General features: G+C 37.7%; 20 protein-coding genes. 4 read left to right on the top strand and 16 right to left on the bottom strand.

The features are described from left to right. Positions 1 to 22: 22 nt before the first annotated feature. The 16 genes from CYP51_RS05815 to CYP51_RS05735 all read right to left on the bottom strand — a co-directional run bounded on the left by CYP51_RS05815 (position 23) and on the right by CYP51_RS05735 (position 19,784). Entirely contained in the window at positions 23 to 1,855 is a 1,833-nt protein-coding gene (locus tag CYP51_RS05815; protein WP_103624737.1) for a dynamin family protein, read from the bottom strand. Then, positions 1,848 to 3,935, bottom strand: a complete 2,088-nt coding sequence (locus tag CYP51_RS05810) for a dynamin family protein (RefSeq protein WP_103624736.1) — start codon at positions 3,933 to 3,935, stop codon at positions 1,848 to 1,850. The genes CYP51_RS05815 and CYP51_RS05810 overlap by 8 nt, the downstream gene beginning before the upstream one ends. A gap of 96 nt (positions 3,936 to 4,031) precedes the next feature. Beyond that, positions 4,032 to 5,039 (bottom strand): tRNA (adenosine(37)-N6)-threonylcarbamoyltransferase complex transferase subunit TsaD, encoded by a 1,008-nt coding sequence (tsaD, locus tag CYP51_RS05805; RefSeq protein WP_103624735.1) that lies wholly within the window; start codon positions 5,037 to 5,039, stop codon positions 4,032 to 4,034. Continuing rightward, complete coding sequence (locus CYP51_RS05800; RefSeq protein ID WP_103624734.1) at positions 5,036 to 6,328, bottom strand: M99 family carboxypeptidase catalytic domain-containing protein; 1,293 nt, start codon at positions 6,326 to 6,328, stop codon at positions 5,036 to 5,038. The genes tsaD and CYP51_RS05800 overlap by 4 nt, the downstream gene beginning before the upstream one ends. After that, positions 6,328 to 7,563, bottom strand: coding sequence for a uracil-xanthine permease family protein (locus CYP51_RS05795; protein WP_103624733.1), 1,236 nt, complete (start codon positions 7,561 to 7,563; stop codon positions 6,328 to 6,330). The genes CYP51_RS05800 and CYP51_RS05795 overlap by 1 nt, the downstream gene beginning before the upstream one ends. Continuing rightward, on the bottom strand, positions 7,550 to 8,659 hold the full coding sequence (gene dxr / locus CYP51_RS05790) for a 1-deoxy-D-xylulose-5-phosphate reductoisomerase (RefSeq protein WP_103624732.1): 1,110 nt from the start codon (positions 8,657 to 8,659) through the stop codon (positions 7,550 to 7,552). Before dxr ends, CYP51_RS05795 begins: the two co-directional genes overlap by 14 nt. Further along, positions 8,641 to 9,372, bottom strand: a complete 732-nt coding sequence (locus tag CYP51_RS05785; RefSeq protein ID WP_103624731.1) for a phosphatidate cytidylyltransferase — start codon at positions 9,370 to 9,372, stop codon at positions 8,641 to 8,643. The genes dxr and CYP51_RS05785 overlap by 19 nt, the downstream gene beginning before the upstream one ends. A gap of 210 nt (positions 9,373 to 9,582) precedes the next feature. Beyond that, positions 9,583 to 10,482 (bottom strand): restriction endonuclease, encoded by a 900-nt coding sequence (locus CYP51_RS05780; RefSeq protein ID WP_103624730.1) that lies wholly within the window; start codon positions 10,480 to 10,482, stop codon positions 9,583 to 9,585. A gap of 361 nt (positions 10,483 to 10,843) precedes the next feature. Further along, positions 10,844 to 11,563, bottom strand: coding sequence for a fumarate reductase iron-sulfur subunit (locus tag CYP51_RS05770; RefSeq protein ID WP_021091811.1), 720 nt, complete (start codon positions 11,561 to 11,563; stop codon positions 10,844 to 10,846). Then, positions 11,556 to 13,574 carry a fumarate reductase flavoprotein subunit gene (locus CYP51_RS05765; RefSeq protein ID WP_103624728.1) on the bottom strand — a complete coding sequence of 673 codons (2,019 nt, stop codon included), beginning with the start codon at positions 13,572 to 13,574 and terminating at the stop codon, positions 11,556 to 11,558. The genes CYP51_RS05770 and CYP51_RS05765 overlap by 8 nt, the downstream gene beginning before the upstream one ends. A 14-nt stretch (positions 13,575 to 13,588) precedes the next feature. Further along, complete coding sequence (locus tag CYP51_RS05760; RefSeq protein WP_103624727.1) at positions 13,589 to 14,287, bottom strand: fumarate reductase cytochrome b subunit; 699 nt, start codon at positions 14,285 to 14,287, stop codon at positions 13,589 to 13,591. Positions 14,288 to 14,406: 119 nt separating this feature from the next. Further along, entirely contained in the window at positions 14,407 to 15,222 is an 816-nt protein-coding gene (lgt, locus tag CYP51_RS05755) for a prolipoprotein diacylglyceryl transferase (RefSeq protein WP_103624726.1), read from the bottom strand. Positions 15,223 to 15,270: 48 nt separating this feature from the next. Then, positions 15,271 to 15,819: a restriction endonuclease subunit S gene (locus tag CYP51_RS05750; RefSeq protein WP_103624725.1), complete on the bottom strand. Its 549-nt coding sequence runs from the start codon at positions 15,817 to 15,819 to the stop codon at positions 15,271 to 15,273. Then, positions 15,819 to 17,582 carry an Eco57I restriction-modification methylase domain-containing protein gene (locus CYP51_RS05745; RefSeq protein WP_440588231.1) on the bottom strand — a complete coding sequence of 588 codons (1,764 nt, stop codon included), beginning with the start codon at positions 17,580 to 17,582 and terminating at the stop codon, positions 15,819 to 15,821. Before CYP51_RS05745 ends, CYP51_RS05750 begins: the two co-directional genes overlap by 1 nt. Before the next feature lie 5 nt (positions 17,583 to 17,587). Then, positions 17,588 to 19,102, bottom strand: coding sequence for an N-6 DNA methylase (locus tag CYP51_RS05740; protein ID WP_103624723.1), 1,515 nt, complete (start codon positions 19,100 to 19,102; stop codon positions 17,588 to 17,590). Between the two features lie 40 nt (positions 19,103 to 19,142). Then, positions 19,143 to 19,784: an IMPACT family protein gene (locus CYP51_RS05735; RefSeq protein ID WP_103624722.1), complete on the bottom strand. Its 642-nt coding sequence runs from the start codon at positions 19,782 to 19,784 to the stop codon at positions 19,143 to 19,145. A gap of 126 nt (positions 19,785 to 19,910) precedes the next feature. Between CYP51_RS05735 and galU the strand changes: the two genes are divergently transcribed. The 4 genes from galU (at position 19,911) to CYP51_RS05715 (ending at position 24,150) form a co-directional block, all read left to right on the top strand. Continuing rightward, positions 19,911 to 20,732 (top strand): UTP--glucose-1-phosphate uridylyltransferase GalU, encoded by an 822-nt coding sequence (galU, locus tag CYP51_RS05730; RefSeq protein ID WP_103624721.1) that lies wholly within the window; start codon positions 19,911 to 19,913, stop codon positions 20,730 to 20,732. Then, positions 20,729 to 21,949, top strand: a complete 1,221-nt coding sequence (locus tag CYP51_RS05725; RefSeq protein WP_103624720.1) for a glucose-6-phosphate isomerase — start codon at positions 20,729 to 20,731, stop codon at positions 21,947 to 21,949. Before galU ends, CYP51_RS05725 begins: the two co-directional genes overlap by 4 nt. 3 nt (positions 21,950 to 21,952) lie before the next feature. Further along, positions 21,953 to 22,498, top strand: a complete 546-nt coding sequence (locus tag CYP51_RS05720) for a DUF1287 domain-containing protein (protein ID WP_103624719.1) — start codon at positions 21,953 to 21,955, stop codon at positions 22,496 to 22,498. Positions 22,499 to 22,560: 62 nt separating this feature from the next. Next, on the top strand, positions 22,561 to 24,150 hold the full coding sequence (locus tag CYP51_RS05715; RefSeq protein WP_103624718.1) for an ABC-F family ATP-binding cassette domain-containing protein: 1,590 nt from the start codon (positions 22,561 to 22,563) through the stop codon (positions 24,148 to 24,150). Positions 24,151 to 24,248: the final 98 nt, after the last annotated feature.

Below are 24,248 nucleotides of genomic sequence, written 5' to 3'. Positions count from 1 at the left end.
TTCTAAGCTTTAAAAAATTTATTTATCTTAATAGCAATGAATTTTCACAAAGCTCTTCGATCTTTGAAATTTGCTCTTTAACTCTTTCTTTTAAGCCATCAAGCATTGCTATTTTTAAAGTATAAATTTCATTAAAATCGCTTTTTATATCAAGCAAAATTTTATTTAAAAACGAGCTATTTGAGCACATTAAAGCTTCAAACTCATAAAGGCTAAACGCATCGAGCATACGCTCATAGACGTCTTTTGCACTTGGAATATAAAGTGGCGTATTCATCTGCAGATGCGATTCTAGCGTCTTTTCTATCTTTTGTTTTATAAAATAAACCGCGAGTTTGAGTGCGTTTTCATAGTTTGAGGCTAGCTTTATATCAAGCTTTTCAAAAAACAAAGAGACCTTTTGTATAGCCTTAAATTTAGCCGTTTCATACTCTCTTAAAAAATTTTCATATGTCCGTCCGGCATAGGTATTTATGGATTTTGTTTCGTAAGCCAAGGCTTGATCATCAAAGCTAGCGTAATTTTCATAGCGAGATTTGTATATTAAAAATTTATCCTCTAAATTTTTATAAAGCTCATTAAACGCTGAGGTTATTGCATTTTCTAGCTCTTTTAGATCCTTTTTGTAGCGTTTAAAAAATTTATTAAAAACCACATCTTCGTAGATAAGTCTTGAAAAGACTTCGTCGCTATCAAGACTTATTACCTCAAAATTTTCACGCTTATAAATTTCTTTGTTTAAAAGCGTCTTTGAAGCGTTAAATTTTGTCTTTGAAAAAGGCTTAAGTAGCTTAAATACCTCATCGGCAGCAAGTTTTATAACTTCACTCATTTGACTATATCTTAAAGCGATCTTTGGTTTAAACTCCTCTTTTATCGCCTCTAGCCTCTCATCTAATGAGCCACTAAATTCATCTAAAATTAACTGCGCATTGTCATAAATTTCTAGATGTTTTTCTTGCTCGTTAGTTAGGAGTTTTACGATCTTTTTTACCCTTGCTTTTATGAAATTTTCTTTAAAGCGCTTGTCCAAAAAGCACTCTTTAATAGCCTTTAGAGCTTCGTTAAAATTTGAAGCTTCAAGTAGACTTTTGTCATTATTTGTTATACCAAGAAGAGCTTGCTTTGATGAGATAGCGATGATATCCTCAAAAAGCTCGCCATAAGTTTGCCTAGCGTGTTTTAGCAAACTTTCAAGCTCCTCCTCGCTTAGCTTGTCTTTTTGGTTGATTAGGCAGATCGCTTTTAGATCATTGGCTTTTAAAATTTCTTTAATGCTTTCAAGCTCGCTTGCCTTTGCGGCGTTGTTTGCAAGGCTTAGCCATATTGCGCCGCTAACCTTTTTTAGTGTATTTTTTGTCTCTTTTGTGTCAGCATCTCTTAGCGAGTTTAGGCCAGGAGTGTCGATGAAATTTATCTCTTTTAAAATTTCACTTGGCGCATAAAGCGTCATACTAGAAACTTGCTCGCCTAACTTATTTAGCTCGGCTAGATCGCTACTTGCTAGCAGGCTTTCGCTACCATTTATAAATTTCACGCTTAGAAGTGGCATCTTTGCAAATTTTAGCCTCACAGCCTTTGCGGTGACTGGAGTTAGTCCTGATGGCAAGATATCTTGACCAAGAAGTGCGTTTAAAAATGTTGATTTTCCACTTGAAAATTGACCGATAACAGCTATTAGTGGTGGCTCATTTAGAGTGTCTATTAGTAAATTTAAGCTCTCTTTTATTTGCTCGCTTATATGCAAGCTAGGATCGTTTAGATCATTTACGAGCCTAGCTAGCTCACCCTTAAAATCATTTGTAAAGACCTTAAAATATCTCGCTTTGTAGGCATTTATAAACTCATTAAACATTTTTTATATCCTCTAAAAGTGAGTAAATTTCATCTTGCAAGGAAGTTTTTTGTTTAAGCTTTGAAATTGAGCTTTGATTTTGTAAATTTAGCTCATTAAGTCTTTCATTGAGCACTAAAAGCCTTTGATTTAAAGCCTCTTTTTGGATCATTTCATAAGCCTTTACTCGCTCTTTTAGCAGCTTTTTTTCATGTTCTGCTAGTATCTCACAAAACTGCGATATACTTTTATTGTTAAGTAAATTCTGTCTTAAACTTAAAAGCGCCTCATCTGGCTCATTTTTGCTTAAAATTTTAGCTTCAAGCTCATCTAAAAGCTCGCTAAAATCAAGCTCTACGCCCATTTGCTTTAAAAAGTCATTTATACTAAAAATTTTATTTTCACTCACCTTAAAGCCATCAAAACTTAAAGCGATATTTTGCTCGCATGACTTTATCTGTACCAAAGTTTCATTTCTGGCCTCTCTCATAAGTGCCGCAACTCCGTCACAAAGTGTAGTTTTTGTTATTTGTGTAAGACGCTTTAGATTTAAATTTTCTCTTTTACTTTTGCAGTAAGCGATCTCGCTCTTAAGCTTCTCATTTAGATTTTGTAGTAGTGCTTCAAGCCCCATTTTATAGATATCTTTTGCATTTTTATCATCGAGTTTTTTTAGCTCGCCTTCTAAAAGTCTTTCAAGTTTTGTGAAATTTTCATTAAGAGAATTTTTGATATTTGCCTGCTCGTTTTGCAAGGCTTCAAGCTCTAAACCAAATGCTTTAAGCTCTAAAATTTCAGCCTTTGTGGCTTCGAGTTTTGTTTTTAAAATATTTTGCAATTCTTTTTGATATGAGCTTAAAATTAGAGCTGATTTTTTAGAGTCTTTGCCAAAAAGCACATCGTAAAGATACTCTTTAAACTCTGGCACGCCACTATTTAAAGCGCCATCAAAATAAGCCTTTGCACTAAGAGCAAAATAATCTATCTTGATATCATTTATCTGCTCGCCGATCGCCTTTTTTACGTAGTTAAGCGTTTCATTAATATCCTTTGCGTCTAACTCGTCAGCGTGAGTTAGCACGATAGCAACTCTTACGATGTGCGAGTTTTCAAGGCATTTTTTCAAAAATAGTGCGTCTTTTTGCGTTGCACTTTGCGAAGCATTCATGAGATGAGCCAAAAGGTCGCACTCTTTCATAAAATTTGTAGTTATTTGCTCTCTTAAAACGATCGCATCATCTATGCCCGGAGTGTCTATAATGCAGACATTATCTCTTAAAAGCTCCAAGTCATCATAAAGCTCAACGCTTTTTACGAGATTTGCCGTTTTTGAGCTTGAAGATGTATAGTTTTTTATCTCATCTAGGCTGATCTCTACGCTACTAGCTGGTAAATTTTCACTTGAAAGTCCAAGCTTTTCTAGCTCGTCTGGGCTATAAAAATTTACCTTTGCATGGCTAGTTGTTGCGTGCTTTAAGATGGTTAAATTTATGGTCTCAGGCACATTTGAAGTGCCTAGGACGGATTTGTTTAAAAGCGCATTTAAAAGGGTTGATTTGCCAGAGTTTATGACGCCACTTACTGCGATGTTAAAAAGCGTTTCGTTTGATCTTTTTTTAGCGTTTTTTAAAGCTAGTAAAAATTCTTTATCTTCATCAAGCATGCTTGCTTTTTCATTTATCTCGTTTAGAAAATCCAAGCTCTTGTGAAAATGATCTTTTGGCTTCGCATTAGAAATTTCAGCCTTATTTTGATTTGAGTTTTTGCTTATAAATTTTATTAAAAAATCAAATTTTTCATGGCTAATTATCTTTTCATCACGTAGCTTTTGTAAGCGGGTTACGAGTTCATCACTTAAAATTTTTGCCTCATTTAGTGCTTTTAGCGTAGCTAGCTGGGCACTTTGTATGCTAAAGATATCAAGTCCAACGCCTAGCTTTTTTAAGATAGTTCTAAACTCAGCAAGAGCCATAAACTCATCTAAATTTTTCTCATCACAAGATAAAAGAAGCGCCAGTAGATCTGGGTAAAAAGGCACGTTCGCATCAGTGTTGGCGTAAATTTTATTTAAATGCCAAGCGTGATTTAAAAACTCGTCCATTAAAGATTCTTTTTTTAAAATTTTTTAGATTTTATTATGTTTTTACTTACGAAGCTATCAAGATTTAGGTGCAAAATTTTATATTTTTTAAAAAGTTTAATTTAACTCAAGCTTTCTAAAGCTAACTCTTGGGTTTATATTTAGCTCGCTATGGTTTACAAACTCGCCTTTTAGGTACTTCTCATGCCCCGCTCTTGCTATCATTAAGGCATTGTCAGAGCAAAACTCAATTGGAGCTAGCAAAAGCACGCACTCGTTTTTTTGACAAAGCGTTTCAAGTCTTTTTCGTAAATTTAGATTTGCACTTGCACCGCCAACTACGCCAAAACGCTTAAAATTTCTTAAACAAAAGACCTTTTCAAGCTTGTTTAAAATGTGCTCACAGGCTGTATTTTCAAAGGCGTAGCAGATGTCAGCGATATCTTTTGGAGTGATACTTTCTAGCTTTGAAATTTCGACTCTGACTTGGTTTTTAAGCCCTGAAAAACTATATTCAAGGCGTTTATCGTGAAGAAGTGGAATGGTAAAATGAAACCTCTCTTTATCTTTGCAAAGTAGGGCATTTTGCTGCACAATAGCGCCTCCTGGATAACCAAGATCAAGCATTTTAGCAACCTTATCAAAGCTCTCGCCAAAGCTATCATCACCAGTGCTTGCTAGCTCAGTGATTTCACCATTTTCGCTTACTTCTAAGATCATCGTATGCCCGCCACTAACTAGCAGGACGCCAAGCGGAAAGGTGGCTTCGCGATCTAAAAATAGTGAGTAGATGTGGCCAACTAAATGATTTACGGCAATTAGCGGGATATTAAGAGCCACGCTTAGCGCTTTTGCCATGCTGACGCCACCTATTAGGCTCACACTAAGACCTGGCTCATTTGTCACAGCGATCGCTTTTATATCTTTAAAATTTGGCAAGATATCCTCTAAAAGTGCTGGTAGTGCCTTTGTATGAAGTCTAGCTGCAAGCTCAGGAACCACGCCACCAAAGATAGCGTGCTCCTCTTCTTGAGAAATTTTTTTATAATAAATCTTCTCTAAAGTGCGTTCATCTATTAGTGCGACCGAGCTATCATCGCAGCTACTTTCGATGCCAAGTATCATCTAAACTCCGCTAAGATCATGCCAGCAAATTTCTCTTTGCCATCTTCGTTTTTATAAAACTCGACTCTATAAATTTTGCTGTCTTTATCGATGCTGTAGCTTTTATTTAGGCTATTTTTAGCCACTTCTTGCTCGCTCTCATCTATACTTTTTGTGCCATATCCTATGACATTTACGCGCACGTTTTTGAGTGATTTTATTTTAAAGCTCTTTTTCACGCTAAATTTATCGCCACTTTTTAATGTAAGCTCGCTACCGTCACTTATTAGTGAAATTTCATCAAGTGGTTTTGCAAACTCAAAATATTGTGGTTTTAATCTAGTAACAAAGCGGTTGCCATACTGCACTTTGAAGCTACCATTTTCTTTTATAACGGCTATTAGCGGATTTGGTGAGCTGTAATTTAACTCGCCTTTTTTAAGTGGAACAAAATTTATTAAAGGCTTTAGATTTTTAAGACTTATCGCGTATGAATTTTCAAGTTCGAGTCTGATCTCTTTTTCGATTGCCTTTTTTACGCTTTTAACATCAAGATTAAACGGCCTAGTAAAGCTAATGCCAGCCTTTTTCATATATTCTTCAATAGCGATTAGATGGTAATAAGTCCTTTGCTCAGCGTTTAAATTTTTACTAGCTTCGTTTGCAAAGGCTGATTTATTTTGCGTGATAGCATAGTAAGTTAGGCTTTTTAGCATCTCTTTGTCGCCCATTGCGGTGTGCGTGTTTTTGATGTGATACTGGTGTTTTTGATCTATTAGATACTTGTTTAGCACATCTTTTACGCTTGAAGCAATGTTTTCAAGCTCTGGATATTTTGAGCCAGGAAGCGTGCTTTGATCTATTATGCAAGTATTGCCCCATTTATCTGGATTTTCGTCTTTGTTTATAAATTTATCTCTGTAATATCCGCTTCCATCGTGTAAATTTAAGATGAGCGTGACGTTTTTATCAGTGATGACATCTTTTATCTTCATTACTGAGTTATAGTCTGGATCGTTTTTATCGACATGGGCAAATTTTCTATTCATATCGCCTTTTGTGCCACGACTTCGCTCAATTATGCTTGGGAAATTTAAATTTGGCACGACCCAAAGCGAACCTTTTGTGATGTTATAGTCGGTGGTTACGATAGAGGCTGCCAAAAAACCACCCGGCTCATCGCCTTGAATACCACCGATTAACAACATCGTGTTTTCGCTTGGTTCACCTTTTTTGATAAGCGCATAGTCTAAAGTATTGGCTAAACTAGCAGTGGTAAAGGTTAGTAAAAAAAGTAAAAATTTACGCATTAATATCCTTCATAATGCTTTGTCTTTGGTAAAAGCAAATTTAAAACTATACCAGTAACCGCACCAAGCCCTATACCTGAAAATTTAACCGCACCAAGGTCAAGCACCATGCCACCTATGGCAAAGATGAAGATGAGGGCCACGATTATCATATTTCTAGGATCGGCTAGATCGACTTTATTTTTTATAAGTGTCTCCATGCCAACGCTTGCGATGATGCCAAAAAGTAGCAACATGATACCGCCGATGACTGGAGCTGGTATGGTTGAAAGCACAGCTCCTAGCTTGCCAACAAAGGCTAGCACAATGGCAGTGATCGCTGCAAAGGTCATGATTGCTGGATTATACGCCTTTGTAAGGCTAACTGCACCTGTGACCTCTGAGTATGTAGTGTTTGGCGGGCCACCAAAAAAAGAAGCAAGCGAAGTGGCAAGTCCATCTCCAAGGAGCGTATTTTTAAGGCCTGGATTTTTTAGAAAATCTTCTTTTGTGACATTTGATATAGCAAGCATATCGCCTATGTGCTCGATTGCTGGAGCGATGGCGATAGGTATCATATAAATGATTGCTTCAAACTCAAATTTTGGTGTAGTGAAATTTGGCATTCTAAACCAAGGTGCATTAAAGATAGGGGTAAAATCAACCATGCCAAAGCAGTAAGCTACGATGTAGCCAGTGATGATACCAAGCAAAATAGGTATAAGCCTAAACATGCCGCGTCCAAGCATCATTACCAAAATAGTAGCCACTAGCGAAATGCCAGCGACGATCATCGCCTCGTTTTGAGTATAAATTTCAGTAGCTGATGTTGCCATTTTGACAGCATTTGGGGCAAGGATAAGGCCTATTGTCATGATGACTGGACCAACGACAACTGGAGGTAAAATTTTATGCAAAATTTTCTCTCCGCCAAATCGAACCACAAGGCTTAAAGCAACGTAGAAAAATCCAGCAAATATAACGCCTCCCATCGTCACTGCTATACCCCATTTTTCGATACCGTACTGAAGTGGCGCGATGAAGGCAAACGAGCTTGCTAAAAAAATAGGCGGAACATTTTTTCTAGTGATTAGCTGAAAAAGTAGCGTACCAAGACCAGCCGTAAAGAGAGCTACATTTGCATCTAGTCCCGTAAGTATCGGCACTAATACCAGTGCACCAAAGGCGACAAATAAAAACTGAACGCCGATTAAGCTTTGCTTGGGATCAAATTTATAACCCTCATACCTTTGCATTTAACATCCTTTTTGCGTAATTTCTAACTTCTTTATCAGCTTCAAAAATTTCATCAATATTTGAAATTTTGATATCTCTAAAATTTTTAACAGAGCTTAAAACGAGCCTTGAGATATCCAAAAACGGGCATTTTTTCTCTAAAAAGCTAAATACTCCAATCTCATTTGCAGCATTTATCACTACACCTAGATCAGGGTTTGCCAGGACTTCATCTTTTAGAGAAAAAATGGGATATTTTTTAAGGCTGATTTTATGAAATTTTATATTTTTTAGATCAAGTAAATTTGCGTGTGAAACGATATTTTCATTGATGTTTTCAAACATAGCATGAGCGATAGCTAGCTTCATATCAGGTCGAGAGAGGTGCATCGTGCTTGAGCCGTCTATAAATTCAACTACGGCATGTATCGCAGAAGTTGGCTCTATCACAGCTTCGATATCTTTGATTTCATAAAGCCAGTAAGCTTCCATCACCTCAAAAAGCTTATTTGCCATCGTCGCACTATCAATCGTTATCTTTGCGCCCATATCCCAGTTTGGGTGTTTTAGTGCGTCACTTGGCGTGGCGTCTTTTAGAAATTTGATTGGTTTTTTGTAAAAAGCACCGCCACTTGCTGTGATGATGAGTCTTTTTGGTGCAGTTTTATTTTCAAGTAGAAATTTAAGTCCAAAATGCTCGCTGTCTATTGGTAAAATTTCTCTAGTCTTTAGAAATTTGCCGCCAACAACAAGGCTCTCTTTGTTTGCAAGGGCAAGCCTTTTGCCAAGAGTTTGCGTCTTTAAACTAGGAACAAGGCCAGCAAAGCCAACAAGGGCGTTTATTACCTTTTTTGAGCTTGAAATTTCTAGCATTTGTAGTAGCCCAGTTTCGCCAAAAAATATATTTTTAGCTTCTATATTTTTTACATTTTTAGCTAGCTTTTCATCGCTTACGCAGATAAATTTTGGTTTAAATTTTAAAATTTGCTCATTTAGTAAATCTACATTTTTAGCGCAGCTTAACGCCTCAACCTCTACGCCAAATTTTTCGCAAAGATTAAGGGCGTTTTTGCCGATTGAGCCAGTTGAGCCAAGTATTACCACGAGAGCGACCAAAGTAGGGCAACTACACCAAATAAATAGCCATCTATCCTATCAAGCATGCCGCCATGTCCTGGGAAGAGCGAACCACTATCTTTGACGCCGCAAAGTCTTTTTAAGTAACTCTCAAACAAATCTCCCCAAACTGCAAACACGCAGACTAAGAAGCTTGAGAATAAAATTTGGAAAAATCCTTCAGTTACAAAATTTCCAACAATGCAGCCAATCACAGTACCTATCGCCACACCGCCTGCTGCACCTTCGATTGTTTTATTTGGTGAGCTTGGGCTAAATGGATGTTTGCCAAACATTTTGCCAACAAAAAATGCACCGCTATCGCTTGCAACTACGCTTAAAATAAGCCATACAAGATAGCCTACGCCATACTCTGAGTAAAGCATCCACATCATAAAGATCGGCGTGGTCGGATATACAAAAGGTGCGACTAGCTTTAAATTTTCACTTTTTATGTGAGCCAGGATCGAAGCAACTAGCATGATAGCAAGGATCGCTATGAAAATTGGATTTGTAAAATATGTAAGCACGTAAAAAGCAAGTGCGGCAAAAACTAGCTGTTTGTGATCTATATTATAAAGCTTGAGCGACTCATTAAATGCAAAATAAAGCACTACGCCGAGCAAGATAAAATTTAAAATATAATTATCAATAAAAAAAACTACCAAAATAGCAACAAACATCAAAACGCCAGTGATTATGCGAGATTGCATATCCTCTCCTTAAAATCGTTATTTCACTGTAATTATAACACTTAAATTTTAGACGGCGTTTATAAGAGTAAAATTTGATTTAAAAAGCATTTTAAGCTGGTAAATTTGGACTATATTGACGTTAGTAAAGATTTAAATTTATTTTTTAAGCACACAAATAAAGTAAGACTGAAATGATCCCAGGCAGTAGTACTTTATGGCTTAAAATTTTTAAAAATTATTTTCCTCAAAAAAGTCGGTGTCGATTTTGCAAATTTCATATATTTGGCTTGTTTGAACGCCGACTTTGTATTTTATCATTAGCTCTGCAAGCTTGTCGCCATCTATCAAAACCACACTAAAATTTTGATTATCTTTGGCGAAATTTTCAGCTTCTTTAGTAAATTTTGCCGTAGTGATAAAGACGCCTTTTTTGGTATTTTTATTTGAGATGGCGCCGATAAACTGCTGAATTTCTGGCCTACGGATATTACTGCCGTCTTTGTATCTTTTTGCTTGGATATAAATTTTAGAAAGCCCAAGTTCATCTTCGTCTATAATGCCATCTATCCCGCCATCTGGGCCTTTATTTGTAAGATTTCCAGCTCCATAATTCATCTTTTCAAGTAGCTTTGTTACAAGGTATTCAAAAAATCTTGGCTCTTTTTCTAAAATGCTAGATAAAATTTCACTTTTTAGCTCTTCTTTTATCTTGCAAAGCGCTTCATCTATATTGTCATCTGGGGTATTTTCCGTGGCTTCTTTTTTCTCTTGCCTTATCTCTTGTTTGTAAATTTCATCGTACCAAGAGAGAAATTTGCTCTTTTTGTCCTTGCTACTTACTAGCTCTTTGCCAAAATTTGTTATGGCAAATAGGCTTCTACCAACTTTTTGAAGCGGCACTTTTTCTGGCCTTGATTTTATTTGAGCTGTTGTAGCCAGATAGGATAAGGCCCAGCCAGTCCTGCTTATATATGTAAAAGTTCCACTTTTTATTTTTTGTAAAATTTCATCATCTGATAATTTGAAATATTCAATTATAAATTTAGAAATTTCAGCTCTATTTGCCTCTTTCTTTTGTGCGACAAATTCTAAAATAGGCAGCATCATATCTTTATAACTTGGTAACATTTTATATCCTTAAATGAAGCAAATTTTGAAATTATATAAATTTTTTGGCTTAAAAGCTATAATCAAAACATGAGATGTCTTGGTCTAACAAATTTTCTTTTAGAAAATATTAGCTTATTTGTAAATACCTTTGCTACGATATTTGCACTAATTTTTTATTTTGTTTCTGGTGTTGGAATCGTCTTTATATTTATCGCATTTCCACTTGGCTATATAATGGGCGCACTCTTATCAATCCCATTTTTGATATTTTTATTTTTCTTATTTGTATCTATTGATATCTTTTTATGCCTTTTGGCATCTATTTGCAATCTTTTTTAACAAATTTAGAAGTAAATTTGGGGCTTTTACAGCCCCTTTGCTACTTTATAGCAGCCATTTTTCTACGCATATAAGCTATGCGGCTTTGAAGTGGTAAGTGTTTAGGGCAGTTGTCTTCACAGCCTAGCAAAGTCATACAGCCAAATACGCCGTCATCGTCGCCGATAAGCTCGTAAAAGTCCTCGTCGGTTCGTTTATCAAGCGCGTCGATTTTAAATCTAGCTACGCGGTTAAGTCCGACCGCACCGATGAAATCAGGCCTCATGATAGCCGTACCGCACGCAGCCACGCAGATACCGCACTCGATGCAGCGATCAAGCTCAAATACCTCTTGAGCCACTTCAGGCTCAACTTTTTCCTCAAGCTTAGAAATATCTGTCTCGTGGTCGGTGTGTATCCAGCTCTCCACGCGCCTACTCATCGCATTCATCCAGTTGCCGGTGTCTACGCTTAGGTCTTTTAAAAGCTTAAATACTGGCAAAGGCATAAGCTCAATTACTCCGCTTTCAAAATCCTTAGTAAGAGTTCTACAAGCTAATCTTGGCTTACCATTTACAAGCATGCCACAACTTCCACAAATTCCAGCACGACAAACAAAGTCAAAGCTAAGATCTGGGTCAAATTTCTCGCGAATCATATTTAACGCGATAAATAACGTCATGCCGTCAGTTTCTTCTAGCTCGTAGGTCGCGAAATGCGGCTTTGAAATTTTGCTTAACGGATTATATTTAAATGCTTTTATGGTTATTTTTCTACTCATATCCTATTCCTGCTCTTTCGTTTGGTGCTTTATATTTAGGCTGAAGCTCGTAGTGCATTAGCGCTTCTTGAATTTCTTGTCTGCTCTTACCTTCAGCTTGCATTTTCTCGCGAATTTCATCAACCTCTTTTTGGCGGATGGCACTATCTGGATGCTCAATAATATTACCTTTCGCACCATAGCCTCTAAATGCTGGTGGCATCTCCATTTTCATAATATCAAGTGGCTCATACACGATAGTCGGTAGCGTATCGCCCTCTTTCCAACTAGTTAGAGTTCTGTTTAGCCAGTTTAGGTCGTCGCGTTTCGGATAGTCTTCGCGGCAGTGCGCTCCGCGGCTCTCGGTGCGATCAAGCGCGCCTTTTGCTATACAAAGGGCTAGTTTTAGCATCTTTGGTACGCGGTAGGCTTCCTCAAGCTCAGGGTTGCCAAATAGCACCTTGTTTGTGACTTTGACGTCCAAAGATTGTTTGTAAAGCTCCTCTAGCTCTTTTACCGCTACGGCTAGACCTTCGCCGGTTCTAAAGATCGCCACGTGCTCCCACATAATGTCTTTCATCTTGTTTTTGATCTCAAATACGTTAAATTTGCCCTCTTTTTCGACTAGACTTTTTAGATAGTCTTCCTCTTTTTTAACGAATTTTTCGATATCTGCGGTATTTATATCTATCTCGTGGCTGCCGCAGTAGTCGGCAAAATAGTCCCCAACGATCATGCCAGCTACGACGGTTTCTGAAACGGAGTTGCCGCCTAGGCGGTTAAATCCGTGCATATCCCAGCATGCAGCCTCGCCGGCGCTAAATAGACCTGCTAACGTCGGGCTCTCGCCTGTAGGCTTGGTTTTTATGCCGCCCATAGAGTAGTGCTGCATAGGAAGGATCGGCGCCCAGCCCTTGCCGCGCTGGCGACCGTTTTCGTCGGTATATACTTCGGTGTCGGCAGGGTCGATGCCGTTAAAGATTTCGCAAATTTCTTGAACGTCGCGTAAATTTTTCTCGATGTGCTCGCGTCCTAGGATCGAGATATCTAGCCAAACGTGATAACCGTATGGACTAGGTACGCCCTTGCCTGCGCGGATATGCTCCATGATGCGGCGACTTACGACGTCGCGGCTAGCTAGTTCTTTTTTCTCAGGCTCATAGTCTGGCATAAAGCGATATCCGTCCACGTCGCGTAAAATTCCGCCGTCGCCGCGGCAACCTTCCGTTAGCAAGATACCGCTTGGAACGATCGGAGTCGGGTGAAACTGCACCGCTTCCATATTTCCTAGCTGAGCAATGCCTGTCTCAAGAGCGATGGCTGCGCCGATACCCTCGCAAACTACGGCGTTTGTGGTGTGTTTATAAACCCTTCCGTAGCCGCCCGTAGCGATTAGCGTACCTTTTGCGACGTATGCCGTGATCTCGCCGTTAACTAGATCGCGAACGATCGCGCCGTAACAGCGGTTGTTTGCGTGGATTAATGCGATAGCTTCTTTTCTATCGTGGATTTCGACATTGTGCTTTAGAGCTTCATTTGCTACGGCAAAAAGCATAGTGTGACCGGTAGCGTCGGCCGTAAAGCATGTTCTCCATTTTTTAGTTCCGCCAAAGTCGCGAGAGTGGATGAGCCCGTGAACTTCTTCTTTTTCTACGATAGTCGTTTTTTGAGCATTGATGATAGCGCTTCTCTCGCCTTTTGTTATACGAGTCCAAGGCACGCCCCAAGCAGCTAGCTCGCGGATTGCCTTAGGCGCAGTTTGACAAAACATACGCGCGACTTGCTGATCGCAGCCCCAGTCGCTACCTTTTACCGTATCGGCAAAGTGTACGTCCTCGTTGTCGCCTTCGCTCATTTTTGAATTTCCCAAAGAGGCTTGCATACCGCCTTGCGCAGCCGCAGAGTGCGAGCGCTTTACAGGTATGAGACTTAAAACGACGGTGCTTAAGCCCTTTTCTCCAGCAGCCACAGCAGCTCGCAGACCCGCTAGACCGCCTCCGATAACTAATGCATCATAATATTTTACATTCATCTTCTAGCTCCTTTTTAATGGCTGATCCACACGAAATCGGCGATTAGCGCAATTATAGCAAGTATGCCATAAACGGCAAATACAATTGTTTTTGCCTTATTTCTTTTGGCAAACATTTCGTGCTTATTTGCACCATCAATGCTTATCCATTTGACATACAAGCGGTACATACCGACACTAGCGTGAACGACCATAAAAACAAGTAGCGCGAAGTAAAAAATTTCTAATTGATGAAAATTTTTAGCTGAATTATCTGCAGTAATGTGTCCGCCAAAGACTATATCCACTAGGTGCGCGCTGGCTGCAAAAAATAGCGCAAAACCGGTCAAAAACTGAAACCACCAAAGCGTAGTATCAAGGTGCTTCATGCGGTCTTTGTGGCCTCTAAACATTAGATATTGTCTATAGTTTGCTGGAAATTTTCTCATAGCTAAAAATGCATGAGCGATAAAAATGGCAAATATTACCGCGGCAATAACATTAGTAATCCACCAAGTAGCTTCTCCAAATAAAAATTTAGCTTCCGCAAATCCTACGACAGCGTTAAATGCGTCTTTACCAAGTAGTATAGTAGAAGTAAAAACCATATGGCACAATATGAAACAGGCTAAAATAAACCCCGTAATACTTTGCCATCTATCCCAAGCGGCTGGAGTGCGACTTTTTTTGTCGTCCGACCGTTTTCCCAAAAAACCTTCTATAAGCCCGGTCATGAGCCCTCCTAAGAAATTTGAAATAAATTATCATTTCTTAATACTAATTTAAATATTAGTATTAATTGATAAAGCTAATGCTAGCAGATTTTTACTTTAATATTTTTTAAACACTTATATTAGAGCTTTGAAAATTTTTTATAAAGCATAGCATAAATAAAAATTCCAAAACCACACATAATAAGTGATAAAATTTGCCCCATTGATAGATTAAAAATAATAAATCCAAGTCCAGAATCAGGCTCTCTGTAAAATTCGCAAATAAATCTTGCAAATGTATATAAAATGGCATAAAGTGCTATAAGTTCGCCATTAAATTTCTTATATTTTCTATATAAAAATAAAATAATAAAAATAACTAAACCTTCTAAGAATGCCTCATAAAGCTGACTAGGATGCCTTGGTTGTCCAAAAACATTTATTGCCCAAGGCACATCTGTAACTCGTCCAAAAAGCTCTTGATTTAAGAAATTTCCAATCCTGCCAAATGTATAGCCAAAAGGTATGCAAACGGCACAAAGATCAAGTAGCTGCCATAAATTTTGTTTATACCTTTTGCAAAATAGATATGTTGCAAGCAAAAAGCCAACTACTGCTCCGTGGTAACTCATGCCACGAATTCCTATAAACTCGCCGTTATGAAATGGATTAAAAATTTGCCAAGGCTGCGTCAAGTAGTAGCTAGCCTCACCTGAATAGACTAAAACCCAGCCAAGTCTAGCACCTAAAATAACGCCGATCTCGACCCAAAAAAAGTAGTTATCCAAAAGCTGATTTGAGATTGGGATTTTATCTTTTTTAACGAGATATTTTGCCATGACAAGCGCTAAAACAAGGGCTAAAATATACATAAGCCCATACCAGTGCACGCTAAAGCCTAAGATACTAAAGGCGACTGGGTTAAAGTGGTTATAAATGTCGTTCCAAATTTCCATAGAATCTCACTTTATTTTTTTATGGATTTTATAATGGAAAGGCTTAAACTATAAATGTCTATTTAAAATTTCATTGTATTTGCCTTGCAAATTTGCTAACTTTTGCTCTCTTTGCGAGATTTCGCTTTCTAAAACTTCAAAATCTGTTACGATTTGCTTTTGTATAGAAAGCGGCAGAAGTGGGATTTTTATCAAATTTAAGTCTTTTAAATTTAAGCTTTGACCAAAAGCATTCAATCCATTTTTTTGTAATTTTATAAACTTTGTATCAAATAAGCAAAAGATAAATTTATCCAAAATTTTATCCTTAAACTCTTTCTTGACAACAAAGGCGGCTATTGCTTCATTTGTATATAAATCAGTTCCTGCAATGGCGGTTTTTCCTATACTTAGTTTAAAGCTAACAAGAGTTGTACCTTCTGGTATAAGTTTAACGTTTGAGTTCTTTACCCCTAAATTTGTAATTTTTTCTTTAGTGTCAGTTATTACGTTTGAATTCATCTCTGAAATACTTAGCCATAAATTTTCTCCGCCATAATATGCAGAATTATCCCTTTTGGGCGTTCCACCTATTAAAATATTGCAAAAATTAGAAATTAGCTCATACCCCCCCCATTTGAGTTAAAACTTATGCCAAATTTTGTAAAAATTTCGCTCATTTTAGCTTTTAGCTCGCCAATTTCCATACGGATCGTTTTAAACTCTTTATCGACCTTTTCACATTCGGCTACGATTTTTTGAAACACTTTTTTATTTTCTTTATTATTACTAAAAGGAATTCTTATGTTTTTTAAATTTGTAGAATTTAGCCCGCCTTGTGCTGCACCGGTAATATTTTGTTTTAAAATTTGTTGACCCAACGGAGAATATAAAAAATAAAAAATATATTTCTGAGTAATTATATCGGCTGCTCGAAGTATGAAAATATGCTCATTTACCATAGCTCTTCTGTTATTCAGCTCATCTCTTAAAAGTGCAATTTTCCCAGTTAATGCTCCATCTTTGCAAAGCAAAATATCATTTTGTTTTAATCTGCCTTTTTGATTATTTTCATAATACTCAATGCTTACAAATTTTGGATTTACCAAATTTATTATGCCGTTTGTATTATGGATATGCTCTCCACCAAGGCTTAACGCACCTTCATTTAAATTACCAACTCCACCATTTGGACGTGAGCCAGTTTCTATTGTATTAAGCAAAGTCCCAAGCTTCACCATCGGATACTTACTCGTTATCTCAACTTTACTTTTTGCGCTTAAATTTATCGCCTTATCGAAACTAGCACGGCGAAAATCTATGCAATCACGTAAATTTACCAAATTCGCATACGGCTTTAAATTCTCATTAAATTGTTTCAATTTTCCGTCGAAAGCTTCTCGAATGATAAAATTTAATTTTTCGGGATTATCTAAAACCGCAGGATCATAAAGAGTGGTTTTGATAGAACTTATCTTTTTTATATTTTCTATCGTTTCGTCGTCATCGCCACTAGCAGCTACATCTGTTATATACTTTATTCCTTCATTGCCTTTGGCATTACTCCAATCATATCCCAGAAATTTTTTCTGTTCTTCGTTATCGTTCGGAGCTTTTATTATTAGTGTATTTTGATAATTTACAAGTTGGAAAATGCTAAATTTATCTATTTCGATACCTTTGATAAACTCGATCATCTTATTAGAAATTTGCTCTTCTTTTTCTTTTTCGCTTAAATTTTTCTTTTTAATTATACTTTTATATTCGCTTGAATTTTTAAAAGCTATTTCGTATTCATTAAAAATTTCATTTTCCAAAAGCACTTTTTGCGTTATAAATTTTTTGTATTTATTTTTGTCGTAGCCCATAAATTCGCAGTATTCGCCTAAATTTAGCCTGTCGTTATATTGCGCTAAAAAGCTGCTGTCGTTTATAACACTAACGGCACGGTTTTTGGCGTGGACTAAGGCGTTCGGCTTGTTTGCTAGGCGTCGTAAAAATAAAATAACCGTATTTGTGCCAGTTTTACCGAATGTTTTATTTCCGAATTCACTAATGGCGATAATCTCGAAATTTCCTAACAAAATTTCGCGCGTTTTCTCGTAAATTTTACCAGTTTTATTTATAAGCGAGCTTGGCAAAACGATACCACAAACGCCGTCTTTATCTAAAATTTGGGCAGCCCTCTCCACAAAAAAACACTCGATTGCATTATTGGTTTCTAAAGTTTCAACTACTTTGCTAAGTTCGTATTTATCAAAATTTTTATCATCTTTTAGTGTCGTTAAAAAGCCTTTTACTGAGTAGGGTGGATTTGCGATTAAGACATTAAAACTGCCTTTATCGATATCTTTATGATAGGCTAGCGCGTCCTGATCTATAATGTTTAATCTTGCCCGTACATAAAGCTTGCAACCTTACTTACTTTACCCAAACGGCTTTCTTTTTCTACGCCGTAAATATTTTTATAATAACGCTTTAACTCGTCCGCATCTTTTACATAATGAGTCTTAATAAAGCTTGCGTATTCGTTTATAAAATGCCCTGCCCCGCAAGCATAATCAATCACTCTAACATCTTCGTTTTCTTTTAAAATTTGCTCTATTGGTAGGCTTTGAATAATAAATTTAACGATAGGAAGTGGAGTAAAAAACTGACCTTCGCTTTGCTTGATGCCTTGATCCAAAAAGCCCTCAAACAAATCGCCTAAAAATTGATTATGCTCGCTATTTGTTAGACGAATATTTTCAAACATTTCTACTACTTCGGTCAAAATTTTGACATTTTTCTTAAAAAGCTCTTCATTATAAACTTCTATAAACGCAAAGTCGTTATTCGTATAAAATTTAAGCTCTCTAAAATATTTTTCTATCGTCTTTTTAGTCTCGTCGGGATCTTTTTGAAGAAATTTAAAAGCATCTTGAATTTGCTCGTCCGAGACGTATGCGATCTCTTTTTGTAAAAATTTCATCATACCTTTTTGATAAAGTTGCTGGAGCCTATCGCTAAAAGCGTAAATATCGTCATATCTTTTACCGCGATAGTTAAATTTAAGCTCATTTGGATTTTCTAACTCATCGATAATCTTACAAAGAAATAAATTTAAGAGTTTGTCAAAAGCGTTTTCTCGTCCACTAATATTGTGCTTTCGCATAATTGTCGCAAATTCGTTATATTTACCACCCACGTCGCTTAAAGTAATCTCTTGTAAACTTCGCAATGTTTTTTGATTTTGTTTTATGTTAAACGGCTTACTATCAAATACGCCTACGCTAAAGCCATCATACTCATAAGTATCTCGCCAAACTTGAAATTTTTCTATATTATTCGTAGCATTTTCATAGGTTTTATCAGTGTTTTTACTTATCTTTTCATCGTCACTTAAATCTATCGCAAAGTACTCGTTTTTAGATATATTACTATCAAAATCAGCCGTATAAAGAAGCAAAAACTTTGCAGATGTTTCTTGCTGATAATAGCTAAAAAGTTGACCGCCGTTTTCTATCATTTTGGATAGCTCTTTTTTATACTCCATGCCAAAAGTTTTGCATTCTATTATCATATATGTGGAGCCTTGATTATCTTTTACGATAATGTCGGCTTTACCGCTTTTCTGATCTCTACCGAGTTTCCATTTGCGCTCTATCTCTAAATTTGAGGGTGCGTAACCGCTAGTTAAAAGGCGATCTATACACTCTAAAACGACGAAATTTTCGGGATGATCGAAATTTGAGCTAGTTTTATCGCCACAAATAAGCTCTTTTGGATAGATAATTTTTTGAGATTTGAAATTTATTAGAATATTGTCGTTTTGATAATTTTTAGTAAAAACTTTACCGCTTTTATCCGGTATAAAATTTAGTTTTTGCAGAAACTCTTTTAAATTTTCTTTTGTTATCATTTTTTCTCTCTTAGTTTAATTTTTGCGATTTTACAATGATTTAGCTTTGATGAGCGAATAAGCTCTTGTCACTAAGTGCAAGTGCTAAAAATTTAAATTCGCTTGCCTCAAATTCTTTGCAAAATTTAAACAGCTCGGCAAACTCAGCATCATTTAAATTTACGCTCCAGATCACTCCAGTGTCATTAAATTCTCTTTCAAACTCGATTAAATTTTTAGTGGCAAAATAGTGCTCAAAGCGGCTCATCAGCGAAAACGGCGTAAAAAATTTGATCTCATCTTTTATCTCAAATTTCATCACGCCACCATCTTTTATGGCCTCATTTATCACCTCATTTACAGCCCCAGAGTAGGCTCTGACAAGCCCTCCAGTGCCAAGCTTTATCCCGCCAAAATACCTGACTATCAAGACGCCAACATTTATAAGATCAGCGCCTCTTAGCGCGTTTAGGCTTGGCTGACCGCTAGTGCCCTTTGGCTCGCCGTCATCGCTTTGATTTTCGACTATTTGTCCGTATTTGTTTAGCTCCCTTGTCGCCCAAACTACGTGAACAGCCTTAAAATGCTCCTCTTTTAGGTGTTCGTGCAAACTTTTAAACGAGCTTATCGGGCACAAAAATGCTAAGAAATTTGACTTTTTTATATCAAGCTGGGCTTTAAATATCCTATCAATTGTCTGCAAATTTGCTCTTTTTTAAAAATTTTAAAAATCTTATCAATTTGCTAATTAAAGCCTTGTAAATTCAAACAAATTTATATTATTAAGGAAAAGATAGTAGAATTTTGCAATTTTTCACGAAGGACTAAAATGATACAAACTTGCCTATTTCCAGCGGCTGGATACGGAACAAGGTTTTTACCAGCTACAAAATCGCTACCAAAAGAGATGCTACCGATCCTTACAAAACCGCTCATTCACTACGGCGTTGATGAGGCACTTGAGGCTGGCATGGATAATATGGCCTTTGTCACAGGACGCGGAAAAAGGGCACTTGAGGACTATTTTGACATCAGCTACGAGCTAGAAAAAGAGATCGCAGGTAGCTCAAAAGAGTCACTGTTAAGCGAAGTTAGAAATTTAATGAGCTCATGCACATTTTCATTTACGAGACAAAATGCTATGAAAGGGCTTGGACATGCTATTTATACAGGTAAAACGCTAGTTCGTGACGAGGCATTTGGAGTCATTTTGGCAGATGATCTATGTATAAATGAAAATGGCGAGGGCGTGCTTTCACAAATGGTTAAAATTTATGAGAAATACCGCTGCAGTGTCGTTGCAGTGATGGAGGTACCAAAAGAGCAGACTAAGTCTTATGGCGTCGTAAGCGGTAGGTTTATAGAAGATGACCTTATAATGGTCGATGATATGGTTGAAAAGCCTGATCCTAGTGAGGCTCCGACAAATTTAGCTATCATTGGGCGCTACATCCTAACGCCAGATATTTTTAACATCTTAGAGCGAACAAAGCCAGGTAAAAACGGCGAAATTCAGATCACTGACGCGCTAAAAATGCAGGCAAAAGATGGTATGGTGCTGGCTTATAAATTTAAGGGTAAGAGATTTGACTGCGGCAGCATAGATGGCTTTGTCGAGGCTACAAATTTCTTTTACGAGCGAAGTAAATGATAGAGACTTCATTTAAATTTAACTTTGCAAGCAGCGATGTCATCGACTCCTACGCTAAACGCATAAACGACGAATATGAAAGCGGCGAGATAGGCTACTACCACCTGCCAGCTCTTGGACAAAATTTGCTAGGTGAGGTCGAGGAGTACGAAAAAGGGCTAGCTCATATCAGAAATGTAGTACTTGTTGGCATTGGCGGTAGCAGTCTTGGCGTAAAGGCGCTAAAATCGATGCTTGAAGGCACAAAGGGGATAAAAAGAGAGCTTTTGTTTTTAGATAACGTCGATCCTTGTAGCTACAAAAGCACGCTTGATGGGGTAAATTTTGACGAGACGCTTTTTGTAATAAGCTCAAAATCAGGCAACACGATCGAGACGATCACTATTTTTAAGTGCTTGCTTGATGACTTTAAGCCTCAAAATTTAGGCAAAAATTTCCTCATCATCACAGATCCTGGGACAAATTTAGAAAATTTTGCCAAAGAAAATGGCATTAAATTTTTTAATATCCCAAAAAATGTTGGCGGGAGATTTAGCGTGCTAAGTGCGATTGGCCTTGTGCCTCTTGGTATCTGTGGCTATGATATAAAGGCACTACTAGAGGGCGCGCTTGCTTGCAAGAAGCAATACATTGAGCAAAAAGATAGCTCCATAGTCGCTAAAGCTTACCGCTATGCCACTAGCAGAAATGCCAGTATAAATGTCATTTTTAGCTACTGCGATAGATTTTTTGAATTTAACGACTGGTACGTGCAGCTTTGGGCAGAGAGCCTTGGTAAAAAAAGAGGATATAAAAGGGTCGGCCTTACTCCAGTTGGACTTGTCGGTAGCCGTGATCAGCACAGCTTTTTGCAGCTTATCATGGACGGCGTAAAAGATAAGAGTGTGACATTTATAAAGATAAAAGATCACGCAAGCGACAAGGCTATCCCAATCTTTAGCCTAAAAGGGCTTGAGGAATGCGATTTTGTAGCAGGGCTTAGCCTAAATGAGCTTATAAATTTACAGTGCGATGCAACGGCTATGGCGCTCGTGCAAGAGGGTATAAGTGTCGATACGATCACGCTTGAGAGGCTTGATGAGTTTCACGCTGGATGGCTCATTTTTTACTACGAGCTACTGACCTCGGCTACTGGTATCATGCTAGGCATCAATACCTACGATCAGCCAGGCGTTGAGATAGGAAAACGTATCTTAAAAACTATGCTTTTAAAGTAGAAAATGAAGAAATTTCTACTTTTGGCTCTTTTTGCTACGCAAATTTTTGCCTTTTCGGCGAGTAAATTTGTAAATGACGCTAGGTCGCAGATCGGTGTGACGCTAAGTTATGATCCAGGCTATGAGCGGCTCGCCTATCCTATGGGTGACGTAGATATCAAAAAGGGCGTTTGCACGGACGTTGTGGTAAGGGCGCTACGGCATCAAGATATGGATCTGCAAAGGCTCATTTTTGAAGATATGAGTAAAAATTTTTCAGTTTATCCTAAAAAATGGGGGCTTAAAAAGGCTGATAAAAACATCGATCACAGGCGTGTTTTAAACATCGCTACCTATCTAAAAAGAAAAGGTTTTGAGGTGAGTGATGATAAATTTTTACCAGGCGATATCGTCACGTGGATGCTACCAGGAAATTTGCCTCACATCGGTGTGATCTCAGATAAATTTTACGCCAAAACACCGCTAGTTATCCACAATATCGGCTCTGGCGTGCAAGAAGAAAACATACTTTATGGCTACAAGATTACGGGGCATTTTAGGCTAAAGTAGCAAAATGGCTTTTTAATCAAATTTTAGGCAAAATCGCAAAAAAATAAATTCAAGGAAAAATAATGTTAGAAGTTAGGGGACTTACTCAAAGATTCGCAAGTAGTTTGCTATTTGAGGATGTAAATTTAAAGCTAAATCGCCACAACAGATACGGACTAATCGGTGCAAATGGCGCTGGCAAGTCGACATTTTTAAAAATTTTAAGCGGAGCTATTGAGCCAACTAGCGGAGAGATCATCATAGAAAATGGACTAAAAGTTGGTGTACTTGGGCAAGATCAGTTTGCGTTTGAAAATTTCACGCTAAAAGATGCGGTGCTTTATGGCAACAAACGCTTATACGACGCTGTTAAAGAGAAAGAAAAGCTCTATATGAGTGAGGAATTTACTGATGAGATAAATGAGCGCTTAAGCGAACTTGAGATGATAAGTGCCGAAGAAGACCCAAGCTATGAGTACGAGACTAGGATAGAGAAAATTTTAAGTTCGCTTGGTCTAAATGAATTTGATAAGCTGATGAGCGAGGTCGAAAACTCGGATAAAGTTAAGGTTTTGCTAGCTCAAGTACTCTTTCCAAAGCCAGACATCTTGTTCTTAGACGAGCCGACAAACAACCTTGATATAGACGCGATCGCATGGCTAGAAAATGAGCTAAACCGCCACGAGGGCACGCTTGTAGTTATCAGCCACGATAGGCACTTTTTAAATAGAGTTTGTACAAACATTTTGGATGTGGATTTTAAGAAAATTCGCGAGTTTTCAGGTAACTACGACGACTGGTATATGGCTGCAAATTTGATCGCAAAGCAGCATGAGATGGAGCGTGACAAGAAGCTAAAAGAGAAAGAGGAGCTGGAGAAATTTATCGCGAGATTTTCAGCAAATGCGAGCAAGGCAAAGCAGGCGACCTCACGTGCAAAGCAGCTTGAAAAGCTTGATATAGCAGAGATCGCAGTATCAAGTAGGCGTGATCCAAGCATACTCTTTCGTGCAAATCGCGAGATAGGCAATGAGCTAATTGAGCTAAAAAATATAAGTAAGAAATTTGATGATAAAGTGATATTTGAAAATTTTAACTTTAAGCTTGAAAAGGGCGACAAGCTAGCCATCATCGGTCATAACGGCGTTGGCAAGAGTACGCTTTGTAAGATCATAATGGGCGAGCTAAAGCCTGATGCTGGCGAGGTACATATAGGTGCAACCATAGAGCCAGGCTACTTTGCACAAGATACAGTAAATAAGATAGATGGCGAGCTAAAGCTTTATGAATACTTGCAAGATGCCAAAAACAAGGACATCGACGAGATCAGAAAGTGCCTTGGCAGGATGCTCTTTAGCGGCGCTGAGCAAGAAAAGGCAGTGGGTGCGCTAAGCGGTGGCGAAAAACACCGAGTAAGACTAGCTCAGCTCATGCTTCATAGACCAAATTTACTTGTCATGGATGAGCCAAATAACCACCTCGATCTTGAGGCTATCATTGCGCTTGGCGAGGCGTTTTACAACTTTAGTGGCTCAGTTATCTGTGTGAGTCATGACAGGGAGCTAATAGACGCTTTTGCAAATAGAATTTTACACCTAAAAGGCAATGGTGAGGTTGTTGACTTTAAAGGAACATACGAAGAATACAGAGCAAATTTGGGGCTTGAGAGCTAAAATTTGTTATTCCTTGCTCCTGATTGTAGGGGCAAGATTAAAATTTATATTTACTACAAAATCTTACAAATATTAATCTAACCATATAAATTAAAAAT

The sequence above is a fragment of the Campylobacter concisus genome (assembly GCF_002912895.1).
GTDB lineage: Bacteria > Campylobacterota > Campylobacteria > Campylobacterales > Campylobacteraceae > Campylobacter_A > Campylobacter_A concisus_G.
Note: the sequence above shows the minus strand (reverse complement) of the source record. Positions and strands in the feature narration are given on the sequence as shown.

Coding starts and splice junctions, on each gene's coding strand:
- lgt (WP_103624726.1), bottom strand. CDS start 15,222: ATGGAAATTTGGAACGACATTTATAACCACTTTAACCCAGTCGCCTTT.
- galU (WP_103624721.1), top strand. CDS start 19,911: ATGATACAAACTTGCCTATTTCCAGCGGCTGGATACGGAACAAGGTTT.
- CYP51_RS05800 (WP_103624734.1), bottom strand. CDS start 6,328: ATGCGTAAATTTTTACTTTTTTTACTAACCTTTACCACTGCTAGTTTA.
- CYP51_RS05740 (WP_103624723.1), bottom strand. CDS start 19,102: ATGATAACAAAAGAAAATTTAAAAGAGTTTCTGCAAAAACTAAATTTT.
- CYP51_RS05765 (WP_103624728.1), bottom strand. CDS start 13,574: ATGAATGTAAAATATTATGATGCATTAGTTATCGGAGGCGGTCTAGCG.
- CYP51_RS05770 (WP_021091811.1), bottom strand. CDS start 11,563: ATGAGTAGAAAAATAACCATAAAAGCATTTAAATATAATCCGTTAAGC.
- CYP51_RS05760 (WP_103624727.1), bottom strand. CDS start 14,287: ATGACCGGGCTTATAGAAGGTTTTTTGGGAAAACGGTCGGACGACAAA.
- CYP51_RS05725 (WP_103624720.1), top strand. CDS start 20,729: ATGATAGAGACTTCATTTAAATTTAACTTTGCAAGCAGCGATGTCATC.
- CYP51_RS05715 (WP_103624718.1), top strand. CDS start 22,561: ATGTTAGAAGTTAGGGGACTTACTCAAAGATTCGCAAGTAGTTTGCTA.
- CYP51_RS05785 (WP_103624731.1), bottom strand. CDS start 9,372: ATGCAATCTCGCATAATCACTGGCGTTTTGATGTTTGTTGCTATTTTG.
- CYP51_RS05720 (WP_103624719.1), top strand. CDS start 21,953: ATGAAGAAATTTCTACTTTTGGCTCTTTTTGCTACGCAAATTTTTGCC.
- CYP51_RS05795 (WP_103624733.1), bottom strand. CDS start 7,563: ATGCAAAGGTATGAGGGTTATAAATTTGATCCCAAGCAAAGCTTAATC.
- CYP51_RS05810 (WP_103624736.1), bottom strand. CDS start 3,935: ATGGACGAGTTTTTAAATCACGCTTGGCATTTAAATAAAATTTACGCC.
- CYP51_RS05780 (WP_103624730.1), bottom strand. CDS start 10,482: ATGTTACCAAGTTATAAAGATATGATGCTGCCTATTTTAGAATTTGTC.
- tsaD (WP_103624735.1), bottom strand. CDS start 5,039: ATGATACTTGGCATCGAAAGTAGCTGCGATGATAGCTCGGTCGCACTA.
- CYP51_RS05815 (WP_103624737.1), bottom strand. CDS start 1,855: ATGTTTAATGAGTTTATAAATGCCTACAAAGCGAGATATTTTAAGGTC.